The organism is Pseudonocardia terrae, assembly GCF_021343995.1.
In the GTDB taxonomy this organism is placed as follows: Bacteria; Actinomycetota; Actinomycetes; order Mycobacteriales; family Pseudonocardiaceae; genus Pseudonocardia; species Pseudonocardia terrae.
Genome location: NZ_JAJTTE010000040.1, coordinates 37,431 through 64,189, shown reverse-complemented (window position 1 = coordinate 64,189; position 26,759 = coordinate 37,431). Strand labels below are relative to the sequence as shown.

Here is a 26,759-nt window from a genome sequence, read left to right as displayed (position 1 = left end):
CGCGCCCCCGTCTTCAGGGTTGCCGTGCGAGGCTCGGTCATCGCTGGCTCACCCGCCTATCGTGCGGCCGCGATCGCGGCGTTGAGCTTCGGCACGTTCACCGTGGGCTCACCCAGGAAGCCGAGTATGCGCCCGTCCGTCGCATCCGCCACAATCCGTTGCACCTTGGCCGCAGGGAGACCCGTCACCCGCGCCACCCGGGCGGTCTGCAGGGCCGCATAGTCCGGGCTGATGTCGGGGTCGATGCCCGAGGCCGACGCGGCGACCGCGTCCGCGGGCACGGCCTCGGGGGCGACACCTTCGCGCTGGGCGATCTGGGCGCGGCGCTGGGCGAGAGTGTCGAGCAGGTCCGTGGAGTCCTGGGCCTTGTTCGAGCCCCCGGAGGTGCTGGTGTCGCCCGGGCCGAGGACGTCCTGCGACGACGCCGAAGGGCGAGTGTGGAAGTAGGGGTCGGCGGCGGGGTCGGCCGGCACCTGGTCGACGCCGACGACGGGGACCGAGCCGGTCCCCTCGGCGGTCGCGGTGAGCCCCGGGATGCGCGACACCCCCCAGACGACCAGCGGATAGACGATCCCGCAGAGCACGGTGAAGACGACCAGCACGAGCATGCCGGTCCCGGCCTGGCGCCGCAGTCTGGTGAGCACGTCACATCCCCGGAATCAGTCGGACCAGCAGGTCGATGAGGAAGATCCCGACGAACGGCAGCACGACGCCGCCGAGGCCGTAGACCAGCAGGTTGCGCCGCAGCAGCCGGTCCGCCGTGGTGGGCCGGTAGCGCACGCCGCGCAGGGCGAGCGGGATCAGCACGATGATGATCAGGGCGTTGAAGATCACCGCGGAGAGGATCGCGGACTGCGGCGAGTGCAGGCCCATGACGTTCAGCGCCCCCAGCGAGGGATACAGCGCGGCGAACATCGCGGGCAGGATCGCGAAGTACTTCGCCAGGTCGTTGGCCACCGAGAAAGTGGTCAGCGCGCCGCGGGTGATCAGCAGCTGCTTGCCGATCTCCACGATCTCGATCAGCTTCGTCGGGTCGGAGTCGAGGTCGACCATGTTGCCGGCCTCCTTGGCCGCGGCCGTCCCCGTGTTCATCGCGACCCCGACGTCGGCCTGGGCGAGCGCGGGGGCGTCGTTGGTGCCGTCGCCGGTCATCGCGACCAGCCGGCCGCCCTCCTGCTCCCTGCGGATGTAGGCCATCTTGTCCTCTGGCGTGGCCTCGGCGAGGTGGTCGTCGACGCCGGCCTGGGCCGCGATCGCCCGCGCGGTGCGAGGGTTGTCCCCGGTGACCATGACGGTCCGGATGCCCATGGCCCGCAGCTCGGCGAACCGCTGCGCGATACCGGGCTTGACCACGTCGGACAGCCGGACCACGCCCAGCACCCGGTCATCGTCGGCGACGACGAGCGGCGTGCCGCCCTCGTCGGAGATGAGGTCGACCCAGCGCTGCACCTCACCGCTCTGCACGCCCGTCGCCGCCAACAGCGTCTGGGCGGCGGCCTTGCGGATCCGGCGGTCGCCGATGTCGAGGCCGGACATCCGGGTCTGTGCGGTGAACGGCACGAACTCCGCACGCGCCTCGTCGGTCGTGGCTTCGGCGGGTAGGCCGTACTCGCGGGCACACAGGGCGACGACGCTGCGGCCTTCCGGGGTCTGGTCGGCGAGGCTGGACAGCCGGGCGGCCTCGGCGAGTTCCTCGATGGTCGCGCCATGCACGGGGATGAGCTCGGTGGCCTGCCGGTTGCCGAAGGTGATGGTGCCGGTCTTGTCCAGCAGCAGCGTGTCGATGTCACCGGCGGCCTCGACGGCCCGGCCGGACTTGGCCAGCACGTTGCGCTGCACGAGCCGGTCCATGCCGGCGATGCCGATGGCGGAGAGCAGCGCCCCGATCGTCGTCGGGATCAGGCAGACCAGCAGGGCCACCAGCACGACCACGGACTGCGGGCCGCCGGCGTAGGCGCTCATCGGTTGCAGTGCGACGACAGCGAGCAGGAAGATGATCGTCAACGCGGACAACAGGATGGTCAGGGCGATCTCGTTGGGCGTCTTCTGTCGCGAGGCGCCCTCGACCAGCGCGATCATCCGGTCGACGAAGGACTCCCCCGGCCTGGTCGTGATCTTCACGACGATCCGGTCGGACAGCACCGTCGTCCCGCCCGTGACGCTGGAGCGGTCGCCGCCGGCCTCGCGCACCACCGGCGCGGACTCGCCGGTGATCGCCGACTCGTCCACGGTCGCGATGCCCTCGACGACGTCGCCGTCGCCGGGGATCGTCTCACGGGCCTCGACGACCACCCGGTCGCCGATCCGCAGCTCCGCGCCGCCGATCTGCTCCTCGGACCCGTCGGCGCGCAGCCGGCGGGCGATGGTGTCGCGCTGGGTGCGGCGCAGCGACTCGGCCTGCGCCTTGCCGCGGCCCTCCGCGACGGCCTCGGCGAGGTTCGCGAAGAGCACGGTGAACCACAGCCAGACGGCGATCAGCCAGCCGAACAGCGTCGGCTGCGAGATCGCGTCCAGCGTGACCAGCACCGAGCCGACCCACACCACGAACATGACGGGGTTGCGCAGCTGGGTGCGGGGGTCGAGCTTGCGCAGCGCGTCGGGCAGCGCGGCCCACAGCTGCGCGGGCCGGAACGCGCCGGCCTTCACCGGGCTGCCCGAGGAGACCGTCTCCTCGGCGGCCCGTTCCAGGGTGGGGGTGGTCATGCTGCGTGTCATGCCAGTGCCTCCGCGAGGGGACCCAGCGCGAGCGCCGGGAAGAAGGTGAGGGCGGCGACCAGGACGATCGTCCCGCCGACGAGGAGACCGAACAGCGGCTTGTCCGTGGCGAGCGTGCCGGCCCCGGCGTCGACCCGCTTCTGCTGGGCGAGGGACCCGGCCAGCGCCAGGATCGCCAGGATCGGCACGAACCGGCCGAGCAGCATCGCTATCCCGAGCGTCGTTTGGAAGAAGTCGCTGGTCACGGTCAGCCCGGCGAACGCCGACCCGTTGTTGTTCGCCGCGCTGGCATAGGCGTAGAGGACCTCGGAGAAGCCATGGGCGCCGTCGTTGTTCAGCGCGTCAAGCGTGCCAGGCAACGCGATCGCCAGCCCCGCCCCGATCAACACCACCGACGGCATCACCAGGATCGACACCGCAGCGGCGGTGACCTCGCGGCGGCCGAGCTTCTTGCCCAGGTACTCTGGCGTGCGGCCGACCATCAGCCCCGCCAGGAACACCGCGATGATCGCCAGGACCAGCAGCCCGTACAGCCCGGCGCCGACGCCACCCGGCGCGACCTCGCCGAACAGCATGTTCAGCAGCGTGACGCCGCCCGCACCGCCGGAGTAGCTGTCGTGCAACGAGTTGATCGCACCGGTCGAGGTGCCGGTCGTCGAGACCCCGAACAGGATGGAGCCGGGGATGCCGAAGCGGAGCTCCTTGCCCTCCATGCCCCCGGCTGCGATGCCTGCCGCGCCGGTGGGGTGTGTCTCGGACAGCCAGGCCAGGGTGAGCATGACCGCCCACAGCCCACCCATCACCGAGAGCAGGACGGTGCCCTGCCGGCGGTTGCCGACCATCGTCCCGAACGTGCGCGTCAACGAAACGGGGATGACCAGCATCAGGAAGATCTCGAACAAGTTGGACAGCGGGTTCGGGTTCTCGAACGGGTGTGCCGAGTTGGCGTTGAAGATCCCGCCGCCGTTCGTGCCGAGCTGCTTGACCGCTTCCTGGGACGCAGCAGGGGCCAACGGGTAGGTCGAGCCGCCGATGTCGCCCCCGGAGTGCAGCGACATCGTCACGCCCATGATCACCAGCAGCACGGCGGCGACGAACCCGAAGGGCAGCATGATGCGGACCGTGGCGCGCGTGAGGTCGACCCAGAAATTGCCGATCCGGTCGGTGTTGCTGCGGAGAAAGCCCCGGATCAACGCGACGGCGATGGCGATACCGAGTGCGGCGGACAAGATGTTCTGCACGGTCAGCCCGGCCATCTGCACCGTATTGCCGAGCGTCTGCTCGGGCACGTAGGACTGCCAATTCGTGTTGGTGACGAACGAGATCGCCGTGTTGAAGGCGGTCGCCGGGCCAACCGCACCGCGATCGAACGATGCCGGCAGGATCGGCTGCAGACGCTGCAGCAGGTAGAGCAGCACGATCGACACGAACGAGAAGCCGAGGACACCGGCAGCGTAGACGGGCCAGCGCTGCCCGGACGACGGATCGACCCGCACGATCCGGTAGAGCACGGCCTCCGCGCGCCAGTGCCGCTCGCTGGTGAAGACCTTCGCCATGTAGTCCCCGAGCGGGGCGTAGCAGGCGGCCAGCAACACCAGCAGGAGCACGACCTGCAGCAGGCCGGCGACGGTGTCGTTCACGTCAGAACCTCTCCGGTCGCAGGAGGGCGACCACGAGGTAGACGAGCAGTGCCAGCGCGACCACCCCGCCCACGACGTTCGTCACGACCTCGCCGGTACTCACAGGCGCTCCAGGCCACGCAGGCACAGCGCCAGCACGGCGAACCCGCCGACCAGCAGCAGTGCGTAGAGCACATCGGCCACCGGACAACTCCTCAGGAACCTCCCCGCCGGACCGTCCGGCGGAGGCGTCGCCGAGTCTGAGTCCTCCGGCGCGGCCGCGGGGGAATCCCAACGAGACCTTGACGCTCCCACCAGCAACATTGATGCGATCTTGACGGCCAGGAGACGCCCGTCACCGACCCGGGCTCTCAGCTCAGCGCTCGGGCAGCGCGCTGGTGAGGCCGATCTGGCTCGCCAGGGTCACCGCCACCTGACGCTGCTCCACGCTCGGACGCCGCGCCCGCGTCGACGCGGTCAGCAGGAAGGTCCCGACACCGTCACGCACGGGGAGCTCGACGACGTCCATCGTGGGGAAGCCCTCACGTTCGACGTCGACAGTCCGGCCACGCCAGACGCTGCCGTCGCTGGTGAGGCGTGGGCGGTCCTGACGCGGAAGCTCGGGGGTGAACCGGCACTCGTCGAGGTCAAGCACCTCGGTGATCATGCGGCTGACGAGGTCGACCAGGTTCTCACCGCCCTCCCCGGCGAGACGTGCGGCCTTGGCCACACCCGCGAGGTAGGCCTCACGGCGTCCGGCCTGGTCCAGCTCGCGGCGCGCCCATTGCGGGATCAAACCCGCGGCCGCCGCCAGAGGCAGCAGGACCGCCCAGCCAAGAGCGAGGGGCGGGAACTGTCGGTTCACGATTCGAGGCAAGCACCGTTCGAGGCCCGCAGCGGCCAGTCGGCGGAGCTCGACGAGATCCCCTCGCTCGGACGCAAGCTCGACGAGTTGATCCTCCGCATCGCGATCGCCCACGCCGGCCCCGCACCGGAGCCGTTGCAGATCGTCGTCGGTTCATCTGGGAAACGGTAATCTGCGGAACCCGACGCCGTCCCGTTCCTCATCCGAGGTGTCCGCGGCGGCACCGCCACTCCCCGGATGTCTGTCCTCTCGCCCCACAGCCCCGCAGGGGCGGTCGAGCCACGAGCCGACGCCGCATCCACACCCCTCGCGCGGGCGGCACACCAGGCTCGACCGTCGGACCGTCAAAGAGGCAGAGCAGCGCCCCCACGGACACCGGGCATCGGTGGCCGGGCGACAGCGTTGTAGCTCGAGGCCATCGACCGGGTGTATACGCCCGTGCAGGGGACCGCGAGCAGGTCACCGAGCGCAACGTCTGCGGGCAATGGCGCGCCCTCGGCGATCCGGTCCGTCGACTCGCAGTGCCGCCCGACGACGGTCACCGGCGAAAGCAGCACCCGGACGGGCCGGCCGATCCGGCGCACCGGATAGTGGTCGCCATAGAGCGCCGGGCTGGGATTGTCGCTCATCCCGCCGTCGACGGCGACGTAGGTCGTGTCGCCGATGTGCTTGACCGCCCACACCCGGTACACCGTGATGCCCGCCCGCGCCACGATCGCCCGCCCCGGCTCCAGGACCAGTCGTGGTAGCCGCCACCCCGGCCAGCACCCTACCTGGCCCGCAGCGGGGTGGCGAGGCGTTGCAGTTGTTGTTCACGTTCGTCGCGCTATGGCGGCGTTGCTGCGCTTCAGTGGTCGTAGGCCAGGAGCGATGCGCCATCGTGGTCGACCCCTCAGAAACATGCGCCCCAGGTCCCCGGTCGCGCGCTGTTCGCCCGTTGCCTGGTGCGGTGAGCAGAGGAAGGTCATCCACACTCCGAGGACAGGTGTGGGTCGGTGTCAACGGCGGTCAGTACGTCGGAGTCGGCCTGGCCGGGGGCGTCCGGCGCAACACCGGGAGGATGATCTGTGGGCTGGCTTGATCCGGGCGTCGATTTCGGTCCGGAGTCACCTCGCTCGTTCGGGCGTGATCGCTCTTCGGGCAGGATGTCGGCGAACCGGCCGGCGGGCCGGCACCGAATACAGATCGTGAGGGGCTCGCTGGTGGTGGATGTTGCCGACGGTGCGGGACTGCCGCCGAGGCTTCCCTGCGACTCGCACCGATCGGGCGCCGGGGCTGAGGTCGACAGGATCCTCGTCGGCCGGCTGGCCGAGGGGGATGATCGGGCGCTCGCCGAGCTCTATGACCGGCACGAACGCCGGGCGTGGTCGCTCGCGCGGCGCATCTGTGCCGATGAGGGGTTGGCCGAGGACGTGGTCCAGGAGGTGTTCCTCGCGCTGTGGCGTGACCCCGGGCGCTTCGACGCCGGACGCGGTGCCTTCGTGACCTGGTTGCTGACGCTGGTGCATCACAAGGCGGTCGATGCGGTGCGGCGCGAGGCCACGATTCGGCGTCGGACGGAGCCGGTCGAGGACAGCGGCGGTGCTGTGACGCCTGCTGGGCCGGGGGCGGACCAGCAGGCGTTGGGGGCGGTGGTTGCCGGTCAGGTGCGTGACGCCCTCGGCGGGTTGCCGACGGAGCAACGGCAGGCTCTGGCGCTGGCCTATTACGGCGGTTACACCCAGCGGGAGGTCGCGGCCTTGACCGGCGTGCCGCTCGGGACGGTGAAGTCGCGGATGTTCACCGGGCTGGCGCGGCTGCGGGTGGCGTTGGGCCCGATCGCTGGTGACGGTCTCGTCACGGAGGGAGGTGCGTGATGAGTGGGGCGCACGCGCGGGGCTGTCCGTTCGAGGAGGACGTGGTCGCCTCGGTGGTGCACGCGACCGAGCCGGGGGAGGAGGCGGAGGTGTTGCGCCACCTACAGGAATGTTCCTCGTGCCGGGCGCTCGTCGGTGAGCTTCAGGAGACGCTTTCCGCGCTGGGCGGGGCGGTCGAACCGAGCGAGCCGCCGCCGGGCCTGCGCGATCGGATCCTGGACGCCGCGGCGCGGACTCCTCAGGACCTGGGCAGTCCCCACCCCACGACCGGGCCGGTCGCCCGGCCGCCTGCCCCGGCAGCGCCCCCGGTAGCGCCCCCGGGACCGCCGGAGGTGCGGTCGGAGTCTCAATCCCCGGCCGACACCGCCTCGCGGCGGTCCACCGGGAGCGGCCCGGTCGGGGATGCGGGTTCCGGCCCGGGTCGCGGGCGTCGCGGGGTGCGTGGGCGGGTCGTGGCAGGCGCGATCGCCGCCCTGGTCGCGGCGGCGGCGATCGCGGGGCTGGGCGTATACAGCGCCCAGCTGAAGGCGCAGCGCGACGTCGAGACGGCCCGCGTCCAGTCGATCGTCGCCATGGTGCAACAGCTGGGTGAGCCGGGGACCACGTCCGCCTTCCTCTCGCCCCCGGGCGGTGGGGCGGTGGTTGCCGTGGCCATGATGCGTGGTCCGGACCGGAGGGTCCTGCCCGTCGGCCTGCCGGCCAACGGCAACGACCGGATCTATGTCCTGTGGGGCCTGCCGGCCGGGGGAACCCCGGCTCCGCTCGGCACCTTTGACGTGCCCGCCGACGTCACGGGCGTGGAGTCGGTAGAAGCGGGGGCCGGCGGGGCCGGCTACACGCAGTTCGCGATCTCGCTTGAGCCCGGGCGGGTCGCTCCGGCCGCGCCGAGCCGGGTGGTGGCCGAGGGGGCGGTGTAGGCCGGAGGGGCGGTGTAGAGGCTCGGGCGTGGGCCCGAACCAGATCGGCGCCCGGCGCGAATCTCCCGCGTGACCCTCACAGATTCCGCAGGACCGGCCGCCACATCGGACGAGGCGATCGGGCGGCCCCTCGCGGCGCTGATCGGGATCGTCGCGGTCGGTGCCGCCCTCGGATTCGGCAATCTCGCCGCTGCGCTGGTTGCCCCGACGTCCTCGCCGTTCCTGGCAGTCGGGACACTGTCATCCGGTTGTCCCCCGAGCCGTTGACCGAGTTCGCCAAGACGACGTTCGGCACTGCGGACAAGCCGGTCCTGCTCGGCGGAATGGCGGCGATCGCACTCGTCGCGGCGGCGGCCGGGCTGGCGTCCCGGCGCCGGGCCGGCCCCGGGATCGCGGTGATAGCGGTGCTGGGCCTGGCCGGGACGACCGCGGTGGTCAGCGGAGCGTCCTTGCGGGCCGCCGCGCTCATCGCACCGCTGGTGGCCCTGGCGGTCGGGGTCCCGACGTTCGTGCTGCTGCACCGCGCCGCCCGCCCCGCCCGGACCGCCCGGCCTGCCCGGCCCGCCCGCAGCGGCATCGCGCGGCGGGCGGTGCTGATCGGCGGGGTCGCGGTGGCTGCGGTGGCTGCGGGCGGCGCGAGCCTGCTGCTCGGCGGCGGTGTCACTGACGCGCGGCGCGCGGTGACCGACCGGCTCGCCCGGGCTCGCCTTGCCGAGCGCGCTCCCGCGATCCCGGCGGGCGCGGATTTCGCCGCGTTCGGCACCCCCACCTTCCTCACCTCCAACGCCGGGTTCCACCGGATCGACACCGCCCTGCAGGTGCCGCAGCTGCGCGCCGAGGACTGGCCATGCGGGTGCACGGCATGGTCGGCCGGGAGACCGTGCTGTCGACCTGCTGGGCCGCCCGCTGGTCGAGCGGACCGTCACCATGACGTGTGTGTCGAACCCGATCGGTGGGGACTTGGTGTCCACGGCCAACTTTGTGGGACCGTCCCCGCGGCTTCGCCTCCGTGCCCGCCGGGCGGGTGACGTGCGCGGGGATCGCCTGGTCCCAGCCGGTCGGCATCGAGCGGGTCGAGGTGCGGATGGACGGCGGGCCGTGGCGCGGGGCCACCCTGTCCACGGCGGTGAACGGCCGCACCTGGCGGATGTGGACGATCGAGTTCGACCTGGGCCCGGGCAGCCACACCGTGCAATCGCGGGCCACGGACGCGGCGGGGCAAGTTCAGGCAGAAACACGCACCGACCCCATCCCCGACGGGGCTTCCGGGTGGCCGGCGACCATCTTCCGCGTCACCTGATCGGCGCCGAACCGATCCGCGCGGAAATTCGATGCGGAACTTTCTTCGAACCGCACGGAGCCGGGTGCCGAACTCTGAGTGGAAGGCCCGGAGGATCCGGGCCGGCGCCCCAGGAGGGATCCCTGAGATGAACAAGCCTTTCCGGCTCGCCGCCGCCGCTGCGATCGCCGCGCTGACCGTGACCCTGGCCGCCTGCTCCTCGGGCGCCTCGTCCTCGTCCACGCCGTCCGCCGCGATGCCCGCGCCGGCGTCCGCGCCGATGTCGGCCGCGCCGGCCTCGGGGGCCATGTCCGCCGGAGTGACCACCAACGCCGACGTCTTCGGCCCGGCCTGCGGCCAGCTGCCGCAAGGCGACGCCCCCGGATCGCTCAACGCCATGGGCCCGCAGCCCGTGGCCACCGCGGCCAGCACCAACCCGCTGCTCTCCACGCTGGTCACCGCCGTGGGCAAGGTGCCCGGGCTGGCAGACACCCTCAACCAGCAGAAGGCCATCACCGTGTTCGCCCCCTACAACGGCGCGTTCGACGCGGTGAAGTCCCAGATCGGCGCCCCGGCGTTCAACAAGCTGCTGGCCAACCAGCAGCAGCTGTCGGGCCTGCTCAGCTACCACGTGGTCCCGCAGCGCTACGACGCCCAGGGCCTGGTCGCCGCCGGTACCACCACCGAACTCTCCGGCGGCACCCTCAAGATCGGCGGCACCGCGCAGGCCCCGACCATCACCGACGGCAAGGGCAACACCGCGAACGTGTTGTGCGGCAACATCCCGACCTCGAACGCCACGGTGTTCGTGATCGACAAGGTGCTCATGCCGGCGAGCTGATCCCGGCGCAGCCACCCGCGCCCCTCGTCAGCCGGCGAGGGCGCGGCGGCATGCTCGCTGTCGCTTTTTGCGCCGAACCTCACTCTTCACGGCTCACGTCAACACGTGCCACCGGCCCTGCCTGGAAGCGCTGCCCGCCGGGCGCCCCAGCCCCACGTAGGAGGCCGGCGCTTGCACACCGCGTTGTCGGACCGGCCGGCAGTTCGGCAGCCGCGACGACGTGACCGGCCCGCTGTTGTCCCTTCCCCCGCGATAGGTGTGCCTCCGACGAGCGCGCGTCGAACCGGAGGAGCCGGTGATCGCGAACGCCTGGTGGCAGTCCAGCACCGGGCGCCCCAGGTCCTCACAGGAGTCCGATGAGTACGGTCGCAGTGATCGGCAGCGGTGTGGCCGGCCTGACCGCCGCCCACCTGCTGAACCGCACCCACGACGTCACCTTGTTCGAGGCCGACCCGCGGCTGGGCGGGCACGCCCACACTCACGATCTCGGGGCAGCGCAGGTCGACTCGGGTTTCATCGTCCACAACGACCGGACCTACCCGACACTGCTACGGCTGCTCCGCGAGCTCGATGTGCCGACCCAGGACGCGGAGATGTCGATGAGTGTCCGGTGCGAGGGTTGCGGGCTGGAGTATGCGGGCGCGCGCAGGCTGGCGGGGCTGTTCCCGACACCAGGCATGGTGGCTCGGCCGCGGTACCTGCGGATGCTGGGCGAAGTCCTGCGGTTTCACCGGCACGCCCGGCGGGTGCTCGCCGATGAGCGCGCCGGTGAGGTCACCCTCGGCGCCTTCCTCGCGATCGGCGGCTACTCGCGCTACTTCGTGGATCACTTCGTGATCCCGGTGGTGTCGTGTGTGTGGTCGGCCGGCGCGCACGTCTCGCTTGCCTACCCGGCCCGCTACTTGTTCACCTTCCTCGACCATCACGGCCTGCTGTCGGTCAGCGGGTCGCCACAGTGGCGCACGGTGGTCGGCGGGTCGCGCACCTACGTCGAGCGGATCGTCAAGGAGCTGCCCGAGGTCCGCACCGAGGCCCCGGTCCGCCATGTCACCCGCGGTACGGGCGTCGAGGTCCGCACCCACGACGACCGGGTGCAGCGCTTCGACCGCGTCGTCGTCGCCACCCATCCCGACCAGGCCCTGCGGCTGCTGGCCGACCCGACCGGCGACGAGCGCAAGGTGCTGGGTGGTTTCGCATACTCGCGCAACGAGACCTGGCTACACGCCGACACCTCGCTGCTGCCCCGCGCCCCGCAGGCTCGCGCCAGCTGGAACTACCTGAAGCCGACGTGTGCGTCGGCCGACTCGTCGGTGCTGGTCAGCTACGACATGACCAGGCTGCAGCGGCTCGAGGGCGGCCCGTTCGTCGTCACCCTGAACGGGGCGGGCCGCGTCGACGAGTCGCGGGTGGTCGCGCGCATGGTCTACGAGCACCCGATCTACACGCGTGAGTCGGTCGCGGCGCAGCGGCGGCTGCCCGAGCTGACCACCGGGCTCACCGCCTTCGCCGGCGCCTACCACGGTTGGGGTTTCCACGAGGACGGCTGCCTGTCCGGGGTCCGGGCGGCGGAGGCGTTCGGAGCGCGCTGGTGAGCACGACCGTGGCGACTTCCCCGGCGGGTTCCGTGTCCGTCAAGGCGACGCGGTGCGTCGGCACCGTCTCGGGTGCACAGCTCTACGCGGTCGAGGTCCGGCACGTTCGGCGCGAGGCACTGGAGTACGGCTTCCGGCACAGCCTCTATCTGTGGCTGGTCGACCTCGACGGGCTCCCCCGACTGCCGCGGGCGCTGCGCCCGTTCGCCCGGTTCGAGGCGCGGGACCACATGGGCGACCCCGACCGCACCCTGCGGGAGAACGTCGACGCCTACCTCGCGGGTCAGGGCGTGGACCTGCGTGGCGGGCGGGTCCGCATGCTCGCTCACGCCCGCTGCGCCGGGTATGTGTTCAACCCGTTGACCGTGTTCTGGTGTCACCGCGACACCGGCGAGCTGGCCTGCGTGATCGCGGAGGTGCACAACACCTACGGCGAGCGGCACTGCTACCTGCTCCGCCCTGACGCCGACGGCCGCACGACGATCGCCAAGGACTTCTTCGTCTCGCCGTTTTTCACCGTCGACGGCGAGTACCACCTGTCGGTGCCCGAGCCGGACGACCGGCTCGCGCTGGCGATCACGCTGTGCCGCGACGGGGTCACCGCCCTGACCGCCACGGTGACCGGCACCCGCCGGCCGGCTACGCCGCTGGCGTTGGCCGCGACGCTGCTGCGCCGCCCACTCGTCACCCACCGCACGTCCACGCTGATCCGCTTCCACGGGATCCGCCTGTGGCTGCGCCGGCTGCCGGTCCTGCCGCGTCCCACCCACCGCCCCCAGGAGGGAGTCCAGTGACCGTCCGACAGCCCATCGAGAACACGGTCGCACCACCGCGCCTGGTTCCGCGCCCAGTGCCGCATCCAGTGCCGCGTCCGAACGAGGGCGTCTGGCCGGGGCTGGCCGCCGTGCCCGGCGCGCCGATCAAGGCTCGTGTCGCCGAGGCACTGTTCCGGCGGGCCGTGCGGGCCCTGCCGGTGCGGGTCGAGCTGGCGGGCGGGGAGGTCCTCGGTGCCGGCGACGCCACTGCGCCGGTCATGCGGATCGCGCGGCCCGCGGCCTTCTTCCGCCGCCTGGGCAACGACTCGAAGATCGGGTTCGGTGAGGCCTACATGGTCGGTGACTGGACCGCCGAGGACCTCCCGTCCGTGCTCACCCCGTTCGCCGCGACGCTGGCCACCCTCGTCCCGCCGGTGCTCCAGCGCCTGGCCCGGCGGTGGGTCGAGGCCCGGCAACCGGTCGAGGAGCTCAACAGCGTCGAGGGCGCGCGGGAGAACATCCACCGCCACTACGACCTGTCCAACGAGCTGTTCGCGCTGTTCCTCGACGAGACGATGTCGTATTCCTCCGGCTGGTTCGCGTCGGGCTCCGATGACCTCGTCGGCGCCCAGGAACGCAAGATCGACGCCGTCCTCGACCTCGCCGGGGTCACCGCGGGAACGCATGTCCTGGAGATCGGTACCGGGTGGGGCGGGCTGGCGATCCGCGCGGCGCAGCGGGGCGCGCGTGTCACCACGCTCACGATCTCGGCGGAGCAGGCCTCGCTCGCGCAGCGCCGGATCGTCGAGGCCGGGGTGGCCGACCGGGTGCAGGTCCTGCTGCGCGACTACCGCGAGGCCCGCGGCAGCTACGACGCCGTGGTCTCGGTGGAGATGATCGAGGCCGTCGGCGAACGGTACTGGCCCACCTACTACGCCACGCTGGACCGGCTGCTCAAGCCGGGCGGCCGGGTCGGCCTGCAGGCCAGCACCATGCCCGACGACCGGCTTCGTGTCTCGCGCAACGACTACACCTGGATCCACAAGTACGTCTTCCCCGGCGGCCGGATCCCGTCAACGGAGGCGATCGAGCGCGGGCTGGCGGGGCACTCGTCGTTGCGTATCGCCGAGCGTCGCTCGCTCGGCGCGGACTACGCCCGCACCCTGCACCACTGGCGTGCCCGGTTCCTGTCCCGCTGGGCCGAGGTCCGCGGGCTCGGCTTCGACGAGACCTTCCGCCGGATGTGGGAGTTCTACCTCGGCTACTGCGAGGCGGGCTTTCGCGCCGGCCACCTCGACGTCCACCAGCTCTGCCTCACCCGCTGACCCGCTGACCTGTTGGGGTGTGGGACGTGGTGCTCCGCGCACCGCGTCCCACGCACCGGCACTGGAGGTGCTCATGTCCCCTGTCGCTCCTCGCCTCGCCGCACTGGTCGAGGGCGTGCTCGGGGCCTGTCTGCCGGTGCGGCTGCGCGCCTGGGACGGGTCCGAGGCCGGGCCCGCCGGACCCGGGCCGGTCGCCGTGGTCCGGCACCGACGGGCGCTGCGCCGGCTGCTGTGGAACCCCGGCGAGCTGGGCCTGGCGCGCGCGTTCGTGGCCGGCGAGCTCGACGTCGAAGGCGATCTCGCCGAGGGCCTGTCCCGGTTCTGGAAGCTCGGCCGCACCGCCCCCGTCTCCCTGACGACCACCGACCGTCTCGCCGCGCTGCGCACCGCCGCCGCGCTCGGAGCGATCGGCCCCCGCCCGCGACCCCCGGCGACGGAGGCCCGGCTCTCCGGCGGCCTGCACACCCGCCGCCGGGACCGCGCCGCGATCACGCACCACTACGACCTGTCCAACGCCTTCTACGAGTTCCTCCTCGACCCGCAGATGGCCTACTCCTGCGGCTACTGGACCCGCGACGCCGTAGAAGGCTACGGGCTGGAACAGGCGCAGCGCGACAAGCTGGAGCTGATCTGCCGCAAGCTCGACCTGCGGCCCGGGATGCGGCTGCTCGACGTCGGCTGTGGCTGGGCCTCCCTGCTGATCCACGCGGCCCGCCACCACGGCGTCACCTCCGTCGGGGTGACCCTCTCGGCCGAGCAGCGGGCCTACGGGCTCAAGCGCGTCCGCGAGCTCGGGCTGACCGACCGGGTCGAGATCCGGCTGCAGGACTACCGCGAGATTGGGGTGAACTCCGCAGACCCGCCGTTCGACGCGATCGCCTCGATCGAGATGGGCGAGCACGTCGGACAGGACAACTACCCCCTCTACGCCGCGCAGCTGCAGCGGCTGGTGCTCCCACACGGTCGGGTGCTGCTGCAGCAGATGTCGCGCGGGGCGTCGGGGTCCAACTCCGTGCCCGGCGGTGGCGCGTTCATGGCGTCCTACGTCGCCCCCGACATGTACATGCGCCCGCTCGGCGAGACACTGTGCTTCCTCGAGGCGGCCGGGCTGGAGATCGTCGACGTCCACTCGCTGCGGGAGCACTACGTCCGCACTATTCGCCCCTGGCTGGATACGCTGCAGCGCCGCCGGACCGACGCTGTCACGCTGATCGGCGAGGAGCAGTACCGGGTGTGGCTGCTCTACCTCGCCGGCGCCGCGCTCGCGTTCGCCGAGAACCGGATGGGTGTGCACCAAGTCCTGCTGGTTCGCCCGGACGCCGACGGCCGGTCGGGGCTCCCGCGCAGCCGCGCCGCGACCCTCGGCGCGGACCCGGCGCTGGACCGGCTGGCCGCAGACGTCCGCCCGGGCGAGCTCGACCCGGCGCGCGCCCCCATCCCCTCGCCCCGAGGATGACCAGGTCGACGGATTTCCCCTGGTCGGCCTGGCTGACCAACCTGTGGGTCAGCGCCGCGGCCGTGCTCGCAGTGATGGCGATCGCGTTCGCCGTCGCCCGTGTTCGTCGACGGCACGACGGTGTCGACGTCGCGTGGGGCAGCGGTTTCGTGGTGATCGCCGTGATCAGCTTGGGCCTGTCGGCAGGCGAGGGCGACGCCTGGCGGCGCTGGCTGGTCACCGCACTCACCGTCACCTGGGGGCTGCGGCTCGCGGTGCACATCGCCCGGCGCAACCGCGGCGAGCCCGAGGACGCCCGCTACGTGGCGCTGCTGCGTGCCGCTGCGGGCCACCCGTGGTGGTACGCGGTGCGCCAGGTCTACCTGTCTCAGGGCGTGGTGATGTGGTTCGTGTCGCTGCCCGTGCAGCTCGCGCAGTACGGGTACGCGAGCGGCGCAGGGTCCATCGTGGTGACGGTGCTCGGTGTCCTGGTGTGGGCGGTCGGGATGGTCTTCGAGACCGTCGGCGACGCCCAGCTCGCCGCCTTCACCGCCGATCCGCGCAACCGGGGCCAGGTCCTGGACCGTGGGCTGTGGCGCTACACCCGCCATCCCAACTACTTCGGCGACGCCGCGGTCTGGTGGGGCCTGGCGCTTATCGCCCTGCACCACCTGGCCGGTTTGATCGGGCTGCTCGCCGCGGCCGCGCTGACCACCAACCTCGTCCGGGGCACCGGCGCCCGACTGCTGGAAAGCAGCATCGGCGAGCGCCGCCCCGGCTACGCCGACTACGCCCGGTGCACCAGCCGATTCCTCCCGCTCCCCCCGAGCAAGGAGATCGACGCATGACCGTCAGGGCACAGATCAGCGACTTCGAGCTACACGACGAGACCGGCACCCTGCGCCGGCTCACCACCCTGCTGGCCGGGGGCCCGGTGGTGCTGTTCTTCTACCCCATCGCCTCCTCGGGCGGCTGCACCCGCGAGGCCTGCCACTTCCGCGACCTCGCGGCCGAGTTCGCCGCGGCCGGCGCCCAGCCGGTCGGGATCAGCTCCGACGCGGTAGCCGCGCAGCGCACGTTCGCCGCGGCCCACTCGCTCGGCTACCCCCTGCTGTCCGACCCCCATCACACCGTCGCCAAAGAGTTCGGCGCCTACCGAGGCTGGCTGCCCGGCGGGCTGCACACCCGCCGACGCACCTACGTGATCGGGCAGGACCGCCGCATCCTCACCGAGATCGCCAGCGAGACACAGTTCGACGCCCACGCCGATCAGGCCCTCGACCTCGTACGCAAGAACGTCACGGCCTGACCGCGGCCAAATCACTGCCGCCCACGACAGTGAGCCCGGCCGCCGATACGCGACGAACCCGGGCGCCCGACGAACTGTGCACACGTCACCGTCCTCACACGCCAGTGACCTCGATGGCGCCGCTACGAGGGGCGAACGAACAGCCCAGCTGATCTCCGCGGCAGTGACCCGACGGCTTCGCGGGCCTGCTACTCGCGACGGTCGTTGGTGGTGTCGGACCGTACGTCGAATGTCCCGAGAGCAGTTGGCGTTCCCGAGGCGGGCAGCCCCCACACGACGTAGATCTGCTCGTAGCCGTTGGTGTGCAGGCCGACGGGCAGTACGTCCCGATCGGTCCCGTGTGTGGTCACCACAGCGACGACCGGTCCGGAGCCCGTCGCGGTGAGGAAAGCGGACCTGGTGCCCGCTTCGCCCATCTCCTGGATCGCCGTGGCCATCCCCTGAGCACGGGCCGCCTCGGCGTCGCGCTGCGCCTTCAGCTGCGCGCGGTAGACGCCGAGCCCTGCGATCGCGGCCACGGCGACCAGGACGGTGGCCGCAAGCGCCACGACCCGTCCACGCAACGGGAGGCGCCGTCCGCGGCCCGGCCCGAATCCAGAACCCCCGGTCGGTCCGGCCTGCGCTGGCCGGCGGGACTGAGGGCGTCGCGCACCTGTCCGGCGACGACACCGGCCAACGCGTCGTGGTCTGCGCCCGGCCCCGGGGGCGCTGCGGTGGCGGCGTCCTCGACCGGCACCGTGCGACGCCGGCTCGTGGCCTCACGCCGTACGGCGTCGACGGCCTTGTGATGCACCAGCGTCAGCAGCCAGCTCGCGAAAGCACCGCGGTCGGGGTCGAAGCGCCCGGGCTCGCGCCACAGCGCGAGGAACACCTCCTGGACGACGTCCTCGGCCCCTGTCTTCGTTCCCGACCCGCGGCCGGTTCGACGAACATCCTGCCCGGAACAAGGAATCCCAATGACTCCGGCCAGCCAGTGGAGGTGCCTTCCGCGGTACCGGCCCGGGCGGAATCAGTGGCAAGAGCCGGCGGGGTGGACTCGCGCACGCCGGACACCTGCGGCAGCGCCTTGTGTGCGAGCTGCGCGCCGGCGGGCTCGTTGATCGCCGGCACGGCGGACAGACCAGCAGCTGCGGGCGACTGCGCCGCTAGGGGCTGACCGGTGAGGACGTCGCTGGCCGGTCGCGCTCGCCGGCGGCGAGCAGATCGAGCACGCCCGCGCAGCAAGGCGAGCACCGCCGTGCGCCAGGCGGGACCCACGGGCTACCGGCACCTGCTTGCGCACAGTCGCGGCCCTGAAATGCGGGACAGCACGCCGGGCGCGCACGGACCGTTGGGAGGCAATGACCTCCTGCGGAGGAAGAACCGGTTCTGCGCCTCGATCAGTCGGCCGACCTGCGCCACACCCACAGCATCGCGGTGAGCACGTCTTCGCATTCCGCGACGTTACGCGTGGCTAACGAGTCGATCAGCACGTCATCCGCCAGACACGCTGCCAGCAACTCCGGATCACGCGACGAGAACACGTCGACCAGTACCGCGGGCAGACGCTCGCCACTCGCTGGATCGGGCATAGGACTCACGCCAAACAACATCGTCTCGTCATCCGAAAGCGTCACATGCACCTCGCGGATCCTCTCACCCCGCGACGACCCGGCTCTCGGCCGTCACGGTGGGGCGGTGCGGATCGCGCCACACGCCGCGACTCCTCGAGATCCTCGAGCACCATCAGCGCGAAGGTCGTCGCCCGGCTGGCCCCGCAGGGCTGCCATGGTCGGGCCCGCCGGGCGCTACGACGCGGCCGCCCCCGCAGCTGGTCATGGACGACCGTCATCGTCATTCGCAGCTAGGCCCCGAATCTCAACGCCGTGGCGCTGGGCTCCCGCACCTTCCGGAACAGCATATGGCCATCGCGCGGGACAGGGCTCACCGCACCGACCCCGAGGTCATCGCCGCCTGGCGCCACAGCGGCGGCATGGACCAGGTCAGCGCGGTCGCCGGCGACTTCGGCAAGATCGACGACGCCGCGCAGAACGCTGACGTCCCGGGCATCACCGGCGGATGCCAGGCGCTGCAGTCCGACATCGAGACGGCCCCGGCACCACGAGCGCCTTCGCCGTCGCGAGCGCCCGCCACCTCGTCGTCGGGCCCAACAGCACCAGCAAAACCCACGGCAGTACCGCCCGGGCCGCGGGCCGGATCGGCCCAAGGACCAGAGACCGAACGGTCCAGGAGATCAACCTACGGAGGACTCGCACGGCGCTCACGCCCCCTCGGCCGGCCAAGCCGCGAGGTCCACCACGCTCTGCGCGGACACCGCAGCCTCCACCATCGCCTCGACCGCCTTGGCCGGAATGATCAACCGGCCACGGATCCGCACCGCCGGGAAAGTCGCCATCTGCGATCGCCCGGTACACCGGCACCTTCGACATCCCGAACATCCGCGCGACCTCCGCCACGCTGTAGAACCGCGGCCGCTCCCCGCGCGAACCCGATTCCAACCGCAACCCGGACATGCCCACTCCATCCCGTGCGTTCCATGCAGATCAGTGAGCGACGGAGCCTGCTTTCGATCAATCGCTCGCGATCTCGCCTGTGGACAAGAGCCTGCGGCTGTGGACAGCAGTCGCGGAAGATGACGGCAGGTAACGCTGGTTAACGCGCTACGCGTTACCTGCTCCACCGAAGTACGGCGGTTGCCTCGGGAGCGCCCGGCTTCCGTACCTCGAGTTCGTACTGGGTCACCCAGACTTCCTCCGCGGCGAGCGGCGTCTCGGACTCCATCCGGACAATGCCGACAAGATGGGTCCGGAATGAGTCCGGATCGCCCAGGTCTCCGCGGACAAGCCGGGGATCGGAGCGCGTCCGTCCTGGCCCCGCACCACGACGGACCACAGGGCGCCGGGATCGCCTTGCGCGGGCGGCAGCGCGACCGACATGGTCGAGGCCCGAGCGCGGCCACTGACAACTCGCGCACGGCCGCTCCCGACGCGCAGCGCCAGCTCCTACTGCACCAGCAGCGCGACCGCGCGGCGTGCCGTGGAGACCGCGACGCCGTACTGAGCAGCGAGATCCTCGGCAGCCGGGCACCAGGTCCCCGGGCGGCAGCGCGCCCTGGTGGATCTGGTCGGCGAGATCAGCAGCGACGACCTCATAGGGGGCTGCGGGGGTCCAGACGCGCCCGCTCGAGCGGGGTGGGCTCCTCCGGCCTCGAGGGCATGCGAGCGCTGATTCCGCCCGCGGCGCGCTGGCCTGCCTCCGAAACCCAGGCCGCGTAGGTCCTCAGCGTCGTGACGCCACCGCCCGAGTGACCGAGCCAGCCGGCAACCGTGCGCACGTCCACGCCGGCGGCGATCAGCTCGGTCGCCGAGTAGTGCCTCAGCTTGTGGATGGTCGTGTGGATACCGAGTTTGCGGACCAGCCGCTCGTACCGCTGAGTGACGCTGTCCGGCACGAGGAACGTGCTGCCGTCCGGCGCGCCGCTGAAGACGAAGGCGGCTGACTCTAGCTCCAGCCCTAGAGAGGCCGATCGATTCCTAGCTCGCTCCAGCTGCTCCCGGAGGACCGCCACGGTCTCCGGGTCGAGGGCGATGCGCCGCTGCTGGTGCGTCTTCAGCCCGGCCTCGACCAGGCCGCCGTTCTCCTTGCGAATCGCGTGCCGGAGCCAGATCGATTCCCGGCCCTCGTCGAGGTTCACCGCTGACCAGCGGAGGGCGCAAAGCTCGCCTCGTCGCATGCCCGTCGTCATCGCTATCCACAGCAGCGATCCCCAGTCTGGATCGCGCCATGCCTCGTTGAGAATCTGTGCCGCCTCGGCCGGCGACGGCGGCTGCGGGTTGGAGGGCGAGGCGGACGGGGGCTCGGCCTGCTTCATCGGGCTGTAAGCCACCCAGCGCCAGCGGACGGCCTTCTCGTAGGCCCCAGAGAGGATGAAGTGAATGTGCCGCACCGACGAGCGCGAGAGCGGCTTGCAGACGTGCTTGCGACAGCGCTCGTCGCAGTCGTGCGGCCGAGACGTTCGGTGGTCAACACCGGACCTGCCGCTGCAGTGCTTCCGGCAGCGGCGGAGCTCCGCGTAGAAGGAGTCGAGGATCTCGGCGTCGAGCACGCCGACCTTGAGCATGCCGAGGAACGGCGAGATGTGCCGCCGGATGTGCCCGCGGTACAGCTCGAGTGTGTTCGGGGCCACGTCGAGCTGGTCGACATACCGCTCGAGGAGCCGGTCGATGGTCGCGCTGGTGCGCGGGTTTCGCCGCTCCTCGACCTGCGCGACGAGACGGTCCCTGGCCGCGCGTGCCCGCCGGAGCTGGTCCGGGCCCGGCTCGATGATCTCGACGAGATTATGCCGCTTCTTCGTCACCGGGTCCTGCCCGGCGTACACGCGGACCCGCAACGCGCCGCTCGGGAGCTCGTCGATGCTCCCTCGGGTGCGGGCCGTGTCGAGGCCCTTCGGCTTGGCCATGACACGGAATCTACGGCCGCTCGTGTCACGTCTCGTGTCACGAGCACCCTCACTGGGGAAGATGCTCACGAGAACGTGCTGGTCAGGCGCTGAGCCGGAGGTCGGGATCGAACCGACGACCTACTGTTTACAAGTCAGTGCGGCGACCTGCTCTTGAGGTTCTACCAGCACAAGTGGCGGCCCAAGTCGCGCGAGATGTCTCTCTGAGAACTCCAATGCCCGCTCGTTCGCGTCACACTTGATGTCACGGGGCCTGGCCACCGTTCGACCGTGAGACGATCACGCCATGTCGGTGCCGCCGAGGCCACCCGGAACATACCGAGTCGCGGACGGCTCCAAGGTGTCCTTCGCGGAAGCGATGTCCGCCTGGGTCCCGCTGGCCTACGACGAGCTCCTCGCGACTGCCGGGAAGTACCACGCGGTCGTGACGTACCTCGAGCTCAGCGAACGCGTGCAGGAGTTGTCCGGGATAAGAACCCGCCTGCTCCTGACCAACTGGATCGGCAAACTGCTCGAAGAAGTGGCAGTGCGAGCCAAGAACGACGGCCAGCCTCCCCTCACATCGCTCTGCGTTCACCAGGACGGCACGATCGGGCCCGGGTACGCGCGCGCACCCAAGTCGACTGACGGCGAGCCCGGGGAGGACATCGAGTACTACGCCGCCGAACACCGCCTGCTCTGCTACCGGAGGTACGCAACCGATCTTCCGGCCGACGGAGGGGCGGCAGCGCTGACACACGCGGAGATCCAGCGCCGCCAACGGAAGGCATCGCTCACACCCGTGGAGCGACCCCGCTGTGCGACCTGCAACACGGAGCTACCCCGCTCCGGAGTCTGCGACTACTGCGCTTCCTGATTCATCCCGGCTACTCATCAACTCTGATTAAGTCGCTCAGTCCCGCGTGACGATCTCGTCGACCCTTACGACGAATGGCCGAGTCCTGCCGGCCCGTCGGGGGTTTGTCGATGTCCACGCTCCAGCACCAGCGCAACTTCACGGCACAGCACTCCAACGCCCGGATCCCATCGGCGCCGACGTCCGCAGGCGTTTACGACCCCTACGATGCTTCTCCGTCCTCGTCCCAAGGCTCCGGCCTGCCCCGAGGACGGGGCGGCAGGCACACGGCGCGTCGTCCTCGGCGGCGTCGACCGCTGACCACGCTCCTGGCGTTCTCCGTGGCGGCCGTCTTGATCGCGGGCGTCGGCGTCGCCGCCGCTCTCGGCAGCGGATCGTCCACGACCGCATGTGCACAACGCGCTGACGAGCTGCTTGACGACGGCCTGCCCACGGCGGTCGTCAACCCCGTTCTCCGCAGCGAGGGCTGTGGCAGCTGGCTGGACCAGCAGACCGCCTCCGGCCAGCCCGCCCCGGTCACCCCCGCCCAACCTGCCTTCACCCCGTCCGGGCCGCAGTCCGCGGACGCGAAGTGGGGGGAGCGATACACCTTCATCAACGGCGTTGTCTTCGCCCTCTCTAACCCCCGCGTGGTCCCCGTCGAGCAGGAGCTCTGGGCCCAGACAGGACCCGACGAGAAGGTCATCGCCGTCGACCTGCGGGTCGACAACCCCCGAAGCAGCAGGTTCGACCCCGACACTGTCACCTGCCGCGCCTCCCTCGACGGCACCAACGTCCGCGACGTCTTCAGCCTCGACTTCAGGCCCATGGCCTGGCACGACATCGTCCAGGGCGGGTCCATGTCGTGGACCGTCGGTTTCGCCGTTCCTCGCACAACCGGATACCTGGAAGTGGGCTGCGCCTACTACGGCGGTCAACCGGCGTGGTGGGGCGGCAGCCTGTAGCTCTACATCCCGCATCCAACGACGACCAGGCTGATGTCTCAGCTAGTCCGCGCTTGCTGCAGCCATGCCAAGTCCGCCGGGGCCAGCAAGCCGGCTAAGACCTGCACCTCCTCGTACTTGAGCATGACGCCGTCGTTGAACCGTCTCGCGCGATTGGTCGTGTACGGGGCCTTGTTCGTCCAGCCCGTCGCACTCGTGATCAAGTGGCTCGCGACCGGCTCGGAGAGGTGGTGCAGGATCCCGTCGCAGTAGTGGATCGTCCCGCGGGCTTCCTGCTCCTCGTACGGCTCGCTCGTGAACTGGATCAGTGCCGCCAGGCGACCACCGTCACGCCAGCGGTGGATCCACCCGATGGTCCCGGGCCCGACCCGCGCTCGGTTGACCTTCACCTGCCAGGAAGCCGGCCCGGCGTCGACCTTGTCGACGTCGCAGACCCGCTGGGTGACGCCAGACCATCCAACCTCGAGCGTCGCCTCTGGGCCGCAACTCAGGATTACGTCGGTCAGCTGTCCTTGGTCCATCTCGTCGCCTCTCACCGGTTGCGCGAAGACGTTCAGGCTGGTGCGAGTCTCGACCTTCTCACGGCAGCCCATCGCACATCTGCTGCCGGGGACGCGCGGATTCCGACGTTTCGCCACGGACTGGCCTCCGTCTGGCTACCGTCCCGCCCATGCTGGACGAGTTGGGCAAGCTGGATCCCTCCTCGGGTGTCGCCCCCTACCGCCAGATCGCAACGCGTCTGTACGCGGTGGTCCGGAAGGCGCCGGCGGGAACGCGGTTGCCGTCGAACGTCGAGCTGGCGGCCCACTTCGGTGTCGCCCGCATGACCATCCGCGCGGCAGTGGCCGAGCTTGTCCACGATGGCCTCGTCGTCACCCGGCAGGGGTCTGGGGTGTTCGTCGCCGCACGCAGCGCCTCGGGGTACTTCAAGGTCGCCGAGGCCGTTCGCAGCGAGCTTGCGAACTCGGAGTGTGACCAACTGCCCGAGGTCGCGGTGGTCGCCGCGCGCCATGGTGTCTCCGAGCATGTCGCCCGTCGGGTCCTCGACCTCCTCGAGGCGGAGGGTCTCGACCGCGACGTCCGACGCAAGCCGAGGTGTGTCGACACCGATGCGGCCGAGCTCGCGTTGGGCGCAGCAGTCACAGCGGTCGAGGCCGCGCAGGCATCGATCCGCCGCCAGCGAACCTTGAGCGGCGGGCAGCGGGAGCGGATGGCCGAGCTCCTGCGCGGCCTCCAGCAGGTCACCCGCGCTGCGACCCTCGCTGGCACCGCCGAGACCCTTGAGCTCGCCCAACAGCACCTGCAGGCCGAGACCGCTGTACTCGATGCCGCGCACCTCGCGCACGACTACCTCGCTGAGGCGAAACCACGACGCTGGTGTCACGTTCAGGCCGTCGCCGAACGTGCCGGTGAACTTGCCGTCCACCTGCCTCCACACGAGGCGTCCGCGCTCCGGGCAGCGGCATGGCTGCACGACATCGGCTACGCCCCTGACCTTGCTGCGACCGGCTTCCACCCGCTCGACGGCGCCCGGTTCCTCACCAGCGCCGGCACGGACGCCCGCGTGATCGCACTCGTGGCCCATCACTCGGCCGCCGCGAGCGAGGCCGCCGAGGTCGGCCTCGACGCCGAGCTCAGTGTCTACCCCGACGACGAGAGCATCGTCCGCGATCTGCTCTGGTGGTGCGACATGACGACAGGGCCCGACGGCCAACCAATGGCGTTCGCCGACCGGATGGCCGAGGTCCGGACCCGATATGGACCTGACCACTACGTTAGCCGCGCGTTGGCCCACGGCATGCCCGCCCGCACCGCGGCGGTCGAACGCGCAGAGGCCTGGATCGCCGAGAGGCGCTCCAGCCCTACCGCGTTAGACCGTTCGTCATAGGCGGCCGACCATCATTCCCTATCCACTACAGACCGGAGAAGCTCATGGCGGGGAAGTTTCCAGGTCAATCCCGCCTGAAAGGCCGGGCGGAGTCTCCTACGTCCGGCCATCGGGCTACAGCACTCGGATCGTCTCGCAGACCCACCACTTGCCCAGCTCGAACGACGCGGCCAACGCACGACGACGCCCCCGCAGCCGGATCGACGCCGCGACCTCCACCGCACCCTCGTGGGGCTGCACCGCTCGAAGTGTGAGCAATCGAGCTCCGCCGTGGGAACCGGTCGGATCGACCGGCAACGCGGCCAGGTAGCGCAGCACCCGCGGGTCTACCAGGTCCCGCACCTGCCGCGGTGAGCGGCGCTGGTCGAGCACGTCCACCAGCATCGCCACCGTCGTCGATGCCGCCCGCAGCACCGCGCGATCTTGCACGACGTCGACAACCAGGTCCCCGGCCGGGAGCGGCGCCGGCTCCTCGACAACCGGGTGGTGCCCGCACATCTCGCACGGCACCAGCAGGTCCTGGCCGTCCCAGACGTAGCGGTAGCTTGGCTTGAGCCCAAGTGCGGTTCGGAGAATGTCCTGCGTGGTCTCCTCGCTGTCGTGGGTGATGGTCATGGCGGCCTCCCGGAGGATCGACAGCCAGCCCGGGACGAATGGGCAGTTGCTGTCGTAGTTGGTGGGGCTGGCTGCGGGGCGCGGTGCGAAGCGCCCGCCCTTCCCCCCGCGCCCGACTCCGCCCGGCGAGGCTCGCGGGCAAGGGCGCCGCAGGCGTCGGCGAAGCCGATGCGCAGCACCCTTTCCCGTGAGACCGGGTGGAGTAAGCGGCCCCACCAATGAGGACAGCCCGAAGGGCCACGCCGCGTCAGCGGCCCGCAGCGGGCGTCTGAGTCACCGATTGCTCCACTCGGCGGCCAACCTGATCAACTTCAGCGGCGTCTTCACCATGAGAGCGACACATCGAGAGGCATCGGATCCGTGGATCTTTATCAGCGTGAGCGCGTGGCGGCCTTGGCCGCCAAGGTGCGGCAGCTTCCCGGGTTCCCGATCTTCCCGGGTGTCGAGCCCGGTGGCGCCCGCTATGAGCACATGGGAGCGCTTCTCGCCGACGCCGCGCTCCAGGCCGCGATCGACTTCGACTCCGTCGTCAAGCCTCGAGTCGAAAAGCTCCTGGCCAACTGGCCGGACGCCGTCACCCTTGATCTCTTCCGCGCACGGGTAGCCGCCGAGGGACTTGGCGAGGTGCTCGACTGGAAGCATCCGGAGAAGCTCGCCCGAGCGCTCCGGCTCGCCGACCTCCTCGCCGCCGAGGGCGTTCAGACCGTCGCCGATCTGCGTTCGTGGTGCCTGCTCCCGGACAGCCGTGCGAAGCTCCTGAGGATCAAGGGCGTCGGTGAGAAGACCGCGGACTACGTCGCGGTCTTAGCAGGCGGACAGGCGATCGCCGTCGACCGCCGTATCCGCGCCTTCGTCGGCCCGGGCTCCGACGAGGAGATCCGTGCTCTTCTCACGGCCGTAGCCGACGAGCTCGACCTCGACCTCGGCGTGCTGGACCGGGTGGTGTGGGCAGCAGGAAAGGATGAGCTCCCGATGGACGACCGTCCCGACATCGTCGAGGTCATCCTCGCCGTCCCCGCGGACAAAGCCGCACGGCTTCGGGACCTCACCAAGCTCTGGCTTGAAGGCAGGCCGAACGCCGAGTGGCGAGCGACCGATCACGACCTCGCCATCGCCCTCTGGGTCCAGCTCGACGAACGCCGACGCCGGGTCTTCAGCGTCCTCATTGACCATCCCGGGCGGCGATTCCGAGCCGAGGAAATCATCGAACTCACCGGCGACACCATGTCGCTGAAGAACCTGACAAGCCTGCTCGGCCACCCCGCAGTGCTGAGCGAACAGCTCGGCCGTGCCTGGCCTTGGCAGTACGACTACCCGGCAGGCCGGAGCGAGCACGCCGTTTACTGGTTCGAGCCCGACATCGCCGCATTGTTCGACAAGGCACGAGGCATCACTCCATCGAGTGACGGAATGCGCACACCCTGAAGGACTACCGTACGAGAGATGACAGTCCGGCCGAGTCCGATTCTGCTCATCGCGCACACCTGAG

Annotated in this window: 28 protein-coding genes and 1 pseudogene; 15 read left to right on the top strand and 14 right to left on the bottom strand. The window is 70.7% G+C overall.

All coding sequences use genetic code 11. From position 1 onward, the window contains the following. Positions 1-56 precede the first annotated feature (56 nt). From LWC33_RS24170 to LWC33_RS24145, 6 genes and pseudogenes are all read right to left on the bottom strand, one after another. Positions 57-644 carry a potassium-transporting ATPase subunit C gene (locus LWC33_RS24170; RefSeq protein WP_233306771.1) on the bottom strand — a complete coding sequence of 196 codons (588 nt, stop codon included), beginning with the start codon at positions 642-644 and terminating at the stop codon, positions 57-59. 1 nt (position 645) lies between these two features. Beyond that, the gene (gene kdpB, locus LWC33_RS24165) at positions 646-2,703 is read right to left on the bottom strand and encodes a potassium-transporting ATPase subunit KdpB (RefSeq protein WP_233306779.1); all 2,058 of its coding nucleotides are present in this window, start codon (positions 2,701-2,703) and stop codon (positions 646-648) included. A gap of 8 nt (positions 2,704-2,711) precedes the next feature. Further along, the gene (gene kdpA / locus LWC33_RS24160; protein ID WP_233306770.1) at positions 2,712-4,355 is read right to left on the bottom strand and encodes a potassium-transporting ATPase subunit KdpA; all 1,644 of its coding nucleotides are present in this window, start codon (positions 4,353-4,355) and stop codon (positions 2,712-2,714) included. Position 4,356: 1 nt separating this feature from the next. Beyond that, a complete protein-coding gene (gene kdpF / locus LWC33_RS24155; protein ID WP_233306769.1) occupies positions 4,357-4,458 on the bottom strand; it encodes a K(+)-transporting ATPase subunit F in 102 nt (33 codons plus the stop codon). Between the two features lie 252 nt (positions 4,459-4,710). Next, a complete protein-coding gene (locus LWC33_RS24150) occupies positions 4,711-5,313 on the bottom strand; it encodes a hypothetical protein (RefSeq protein ID WP_233306768.1) in 603 nt (200 codons plus the stop codon). A gap of 230 nt (positions 5,314-5,543) precedes the next feature. Continuing rightward, a pseudogene (locus LWC33_RS24145) lies at positions 5,544-5,948 on the bottom strand (diaminopimelate decarboxylase family protein); the annotation flags it as partial. Between the two features lie 318 nt (positions 5,949-6,266). On the opposite strand from LWC33_RS24145, the gene LWC33_RS24140 reads away from it, so the two are divergent. The 11 genes from LWC33_RS24140 to LWC33_RS24095 all read left to right on the top strand — a co-directional run bounded on the left by LWC33_RS24140 (position 6,267) and on the right by LWC33_RS24095 (position 16,508). Further along, positions 6,267-7,055, top strand: coding sequence for an RNA polymerase sigma factor (locus tag LWC33_RS24140; RefSeq protein ID WP_233306767.1), 789 nt, complete (start codon positions 6,267-6,269; stop codon positions 7,053-7,055). A 452-nt stretch (positions 7,056-7,507) separates the two neighbouring features. Then, positions 7,508-7,972: an anti-sigma factor gene (locus LWC33_RS36605; protein ID WP_372476684.1), complete on the top strand. Its 465-nt coding sequence runs from the start codon at positions 7,508-7,510 to the stop codon at positions 7,970-7,972. 248 nt (positions 7,973-8,220) lie between these two features. Next, positions 8,221-9,000, top strand: a complete 780-nt coding sequence (locus LWC33_RS24130) for a hypothetical protein (RefSeq protein ID WP_308190996.1) — start codon at positions 8,221-8,223, stop codon at positions 8,998-9,000. Further along, positions 8,982-9,272: a molybdopterin-binding protein gene (locus LWC33_RS36225; RefSeq protein WP_308190995.1), complete on the top strand. Its 291-nt coding sequence runs from the start codon at positions 8,982-8,984 to the stop codon at positions 9,270-9,272. The genes LWC33_RS24130 and LWC33_RS36225 overlap by 19 nt, the downstream gene beginning before the upstream one ends. A gap of 127 nt (positions 9,273-9,399) precedes the next feature. Beyond that, positions 9,400-10,092, top strand: a complete 693-nt coding sequence (locus LWC33_RS24125) for a fasciclin domain-containing protein (RefSeq protein ID WP_233306765.1) — start codon at positions 9,400-9,402, stop codon at positions 10,090-10,092. A gap of 356 nt (positions 10,093-10,448) precedes the next feature. Next, positions 10,449-11,684, top strand: coding sequence for an NAD(P)/FAD-dependent oxidoreductase (locus LWC33_RS24120; protein ID WP_233306764.1), 1,236 nt, complete (start codon positions 10,449-10,451; stop codon positions 11,682-11,684). A gap of 32 nt (positions 11,685-11,716) precedes the next feature. Next, a complete protein-coding gene (locus LWC33_RS24115; protein WP_372476685.1) occupies positions 11,717-12,478 on the top strand; it encodes a DUF1365 domain-containing protein in 762 nt (253 codons plus the stop codon). A 68-nt stretch (positions 12,479-12,546) separates the two neighbouring features. Beyond that, complete coding sequence (locus LWC33_RS24110) at positions 12,547-13,764, top strand: SAM-dependent methyltransferase (RefSeq protein ID WP_233306762.1); 1,218 nt, start codon at positions 12,547-12,549, stop codon at positions 13,762-13,764. A 73-nt stretch (positions 13,765-13,837) separates the two neighbouring features. Next, positions 13,838-15,220 (top strand): SAM-dependent methyltransferase, encoded by a 1,383-nt coding sequence (locus LWC33_RS24105; RefSeq protein ID WP_233306761.1) that lies wholly within the window; start codon positions 13,838-13,840, stop codon positions 15,218-15,220. Further along, on the top strand, positions 15,217-16,047 hold the full coding sequence (locus tag LWC33_RS24100) for a DUF1295 domain-containing protein (protein ID WP_233306760.1): 831 nt from the start codon (positions 15,217-15,219) through the stop codon (positions 16,045-16,047). Before LWC33_RS24105 ends, LWC33_RS24100 begins: the two co-directional genes overlap by 4 nt. Then, positions 16,044-16,508, top strand: a complete 465-nt coding sequence (locus LWC33_RS24095) for a peroxiredoxin (RefSeq protein ID WP_233306758.1) — start codon at positions 16,044-16,046, stop codon at positions 16,506-16,508. The genes LWC33_RS24100 and LWC33_RS24095 overlap by 4 nt, the downstream gene beginning before the upstream one ends. 188 nt (positions 16,509-16,696) lie before the next feature. Here LWC33_RS24095 and LWC33_RS24090 read toward each other — a convergent pair whose 3' ends face one another. The 6 genes from LWC33_RS24090 to LWC33_RS24075 form a co-directional block, all read right to left on the bottom strand. Then, positions 16,697-17,056: an anti-sigma factor domain-containing protein gene (locus LWC33_RS24090; RefSeq protein ID WP_372476683.1), complete on the bottom strand. Its 360-nt coding sequence runs from the start codon at positions 17,054-17,056 to the stop codon at positions 16,697-16,699. Continuing rightward, on the bottom strand, positions 16,984-17,460 hold the full coding sequence (locus tag LWC33_RS24085) for an RNA polymerase sigma factor (RefSeq protein ID WP_308190998.1): 477 nt from the start codon (positions 17,458-17,460) through the stop codon (positions 16,984-16,986). The genes LWC33_RS24090 and LWC33_RS24085 overlap by 73 nt, the downstream gene beginning before the upstream one ends. 427 nt (positions 17,461-17,887) lie before the next feature. After that, positions 17,888-18,130 (bottom strand): hypothetical protein, encoded by a 243-nt coding sequence (locus LWC33_RS24080; protein ID WP_233306755.1) that lies wholly within the window; start codon positions 18,128-18,130, stop codon positions 17,888-17,890. Positions 18,131-18,431: 301 nt separating this feature from the next. Next, positions 18,432-18,557, bottom strand: a complete 126-nt coding sequence (locus LWC33_RS35405; protein WP_255692653.1) for a hypothetical protein — start codon at positions 18,555-18,557, stop codon at positions 18,432-18,434. Between the two features lie 211 nt (positions 18,558-18,768). Then, positions 18,769-18,903 (bottom strand): hypothetical protein, encoded by a 135-nt coding sequence (locus LWC33_RS35400; protein WP_255692652.1) that lies wholly within the window; start codon positions 18,901-18,903, stop codon positions 18,769-18,771. 753 nt (positions 18,904-19,656) lie between these two features. Beyond that, the gene (locus tag LWC33_RS24075) at positions 19,657-20,967 is read right to left on the bottom strand and encodes a tyrosine-type recombinase/integrase (protein ID WP_233306754.1); all 1,311 of its coding nucleotides are present in this window, start codon (positions 20,965-20,967) and stop codon (positions 19,657-19,659) included. 286 nt (positions 20,968-21,253) lie between these two features. Here LWC33_RS24075 and LWC33_RS24070 point away from each other — a divergent pair, with 286 nt between their 5' ends. Together LWC33_RS24070 and LWC33_RS24065 are read left to right on the top strand one after the other, a co-directional pair. Next, positions 21,254-21,823, top strand: a complete 570-nt coding sequence (locus tag LWC33_RS24070) for a hypothetical protein (RefSeq protein ID WP_233306752.1) — start codon at positions 21,254-21,256, stop codon at positions 21,821-21,823. 320 nt (positions 21,824-22,143) lie between these two features. Then, complete coding sequence (locus tag LWC33_RS24065; protein ID WP_233306750.1) at positions 22,144-22,767, top strand: hypothetical protein; 624 nt, start codon at positions 22,144-22,146, stop codon at positions 22,765-22,767. Positions 22,768-22,805: 38 nt separating this feature from the next. Here LWC33_RS24065 and LWC33_RS24060 read toward each other — a convergent pair whose 3' ends face one another. After that, positions 22,806-23,405 carry a hypothetical protein gene (locus LWC33_RS24060; protein ID WP_233306748.1) on the bottom strand — a complete coding sequence of 200 codons (600 nt, stop codon included), beginning with the start codon at positions 23,403-23,405 and terminating at the stop codon, positions 22,806-22,808. A gap of 32 nt (positions 23,406-23,437) precedes the next feature. On the opposite strand from LWC33_RS24060, the gene LWC33_RS24055 reads away from it, so the two are divergent. Continuing rightward, complete coding sequence (locus tag LWC33_RS24055; protein ID WP_233306746.1) at positions 23,438-24,655, top strand: GntR family transcriptional regulator; 1,218 nt, start codon at positions 23,438-23,440, stop codon at positions 24,653-24,655. Between the two features lie 114 nt (positions 24,656-24,769). Here the strand turns inward: LWC33_RS24055 and LWC33_RS24050 are convergent, their stop codons facing one another. After that, positions 24,770-25,270, bottom strand: coding sequence for an Rv3235 family protein (locus LWC33_RS24050; RefSeq protein WP_233306742.1), 501 nt, complete (start codon positions 25,268-25,270; stop codon positions 24,770-24,772). A 384-nt stretch (positions 25,271-25,654) separates the two neighbouring features. Between LWC33_RS24050 and LWC33_RS24045 the strand changes: the two genes are divergently transcribed. Then, positions 25,655-26,695 (top strand): DUF6416 domain-containing protein, encoded by a 1,041-nt coding sequence (locus LWC33_RS24045; RefSeq protein ID WP_233306741.1) that lies wholly within the window; start codon positions 25,655-25,657, stop codon positions 26,693-26,695. Positions 26,696-26,759: the final 64 nt, after the last annotated feature.

Excerpts from the sequence above, each read along its gene's own strand:
- kdpB (WP_233306779.1), bottom strand. The coding sequence starts at position 2,703 with ATGACCACCCCCACCCTGGAACGGGCCGCCGAGGAGACGGTCTCCTCG.
- LWC33_RS24125 (WP_233306765.1), top strand. The coding sequence starts at position 9,400 with ATGAACAAGCCTTTCCGGCTCGCCGCCGCCGCTGCGATCGCCGCGCTG.
- LWC33_RS24120 (WP_233306764.1), top strand. The coding sequence starts at position 10,449 with ATGAGTACGGTCGCAGTGATCGGCAGCGGTGTGGCCGGCCTGACCGCC.
- LWC33_RS24105 (WP_233306761.1), top strand. The coding sequence starts at position 13,838 with ATGTCCCCTGTCGCTCCTCGCCTCGCCGCACTGGTCGAGGGCGTGCTC.
- LWC33_RS24100 (WP_233306760.1), top strand. The coding sequence starts at position 15,217 with ATGACCAGGTCGACGGATTTCCCCTGGTCGGCCTGGCTGACCAACCTG.
- LWC33_RS24095 (WP_233306758.1), top strand. The coding sequence starts at position 16,044 with ATGACCGTCAGGGCACAGATCAGCGACTTCGAGCTACACGACGAGACC.
- LWC33_RS35405 (WP_255692653.1), bottom strand. The coding sequence starts at position 18,557 with ATGCCCGGGACGTCAGCGTTCTGCGCGGCGTCGTCGATCTTGCCGAAG.
- LWC33_RS35400 (WP_255692652.1), bottom strand. The coding sequence starts at position 18,903 with ATGGCGACTTTCCCGGCGGTGCGGATCCGTGGCCGGTTGATCATTCCG.
- LWC33_RS24075 (WP_233306754.1), bottom strand. The coding sequence starts at position 20,967 with ATGGCCAAGCCGAAGGGCCTCGACACGGCCCGCACCCGAGGGAGCATC.
- LWC33_RS24070 (WP_233306752.1), top strand. The coding sequence starts at position 21,254 with ATGTCGGTGCCGCCGAGGCCACCCGGAACATACCGAGTCGCGGACGGC.
- LWC33_RS24055 (WP_233306746.1), top strand. The coding sequence starts at position 23,438 with ATGCTGGACGAGTTGGGCAAGCTGGATCCCTCCTCGGGTGTCGCCCCC.
- LWC33_RS24050 (WP_233306742.1), bottom strand. The coding sequence starts at position 25,270 with ATGACCATCACCCACGACAGCGAGGAGACCACGCAGGACATTCTCCGA.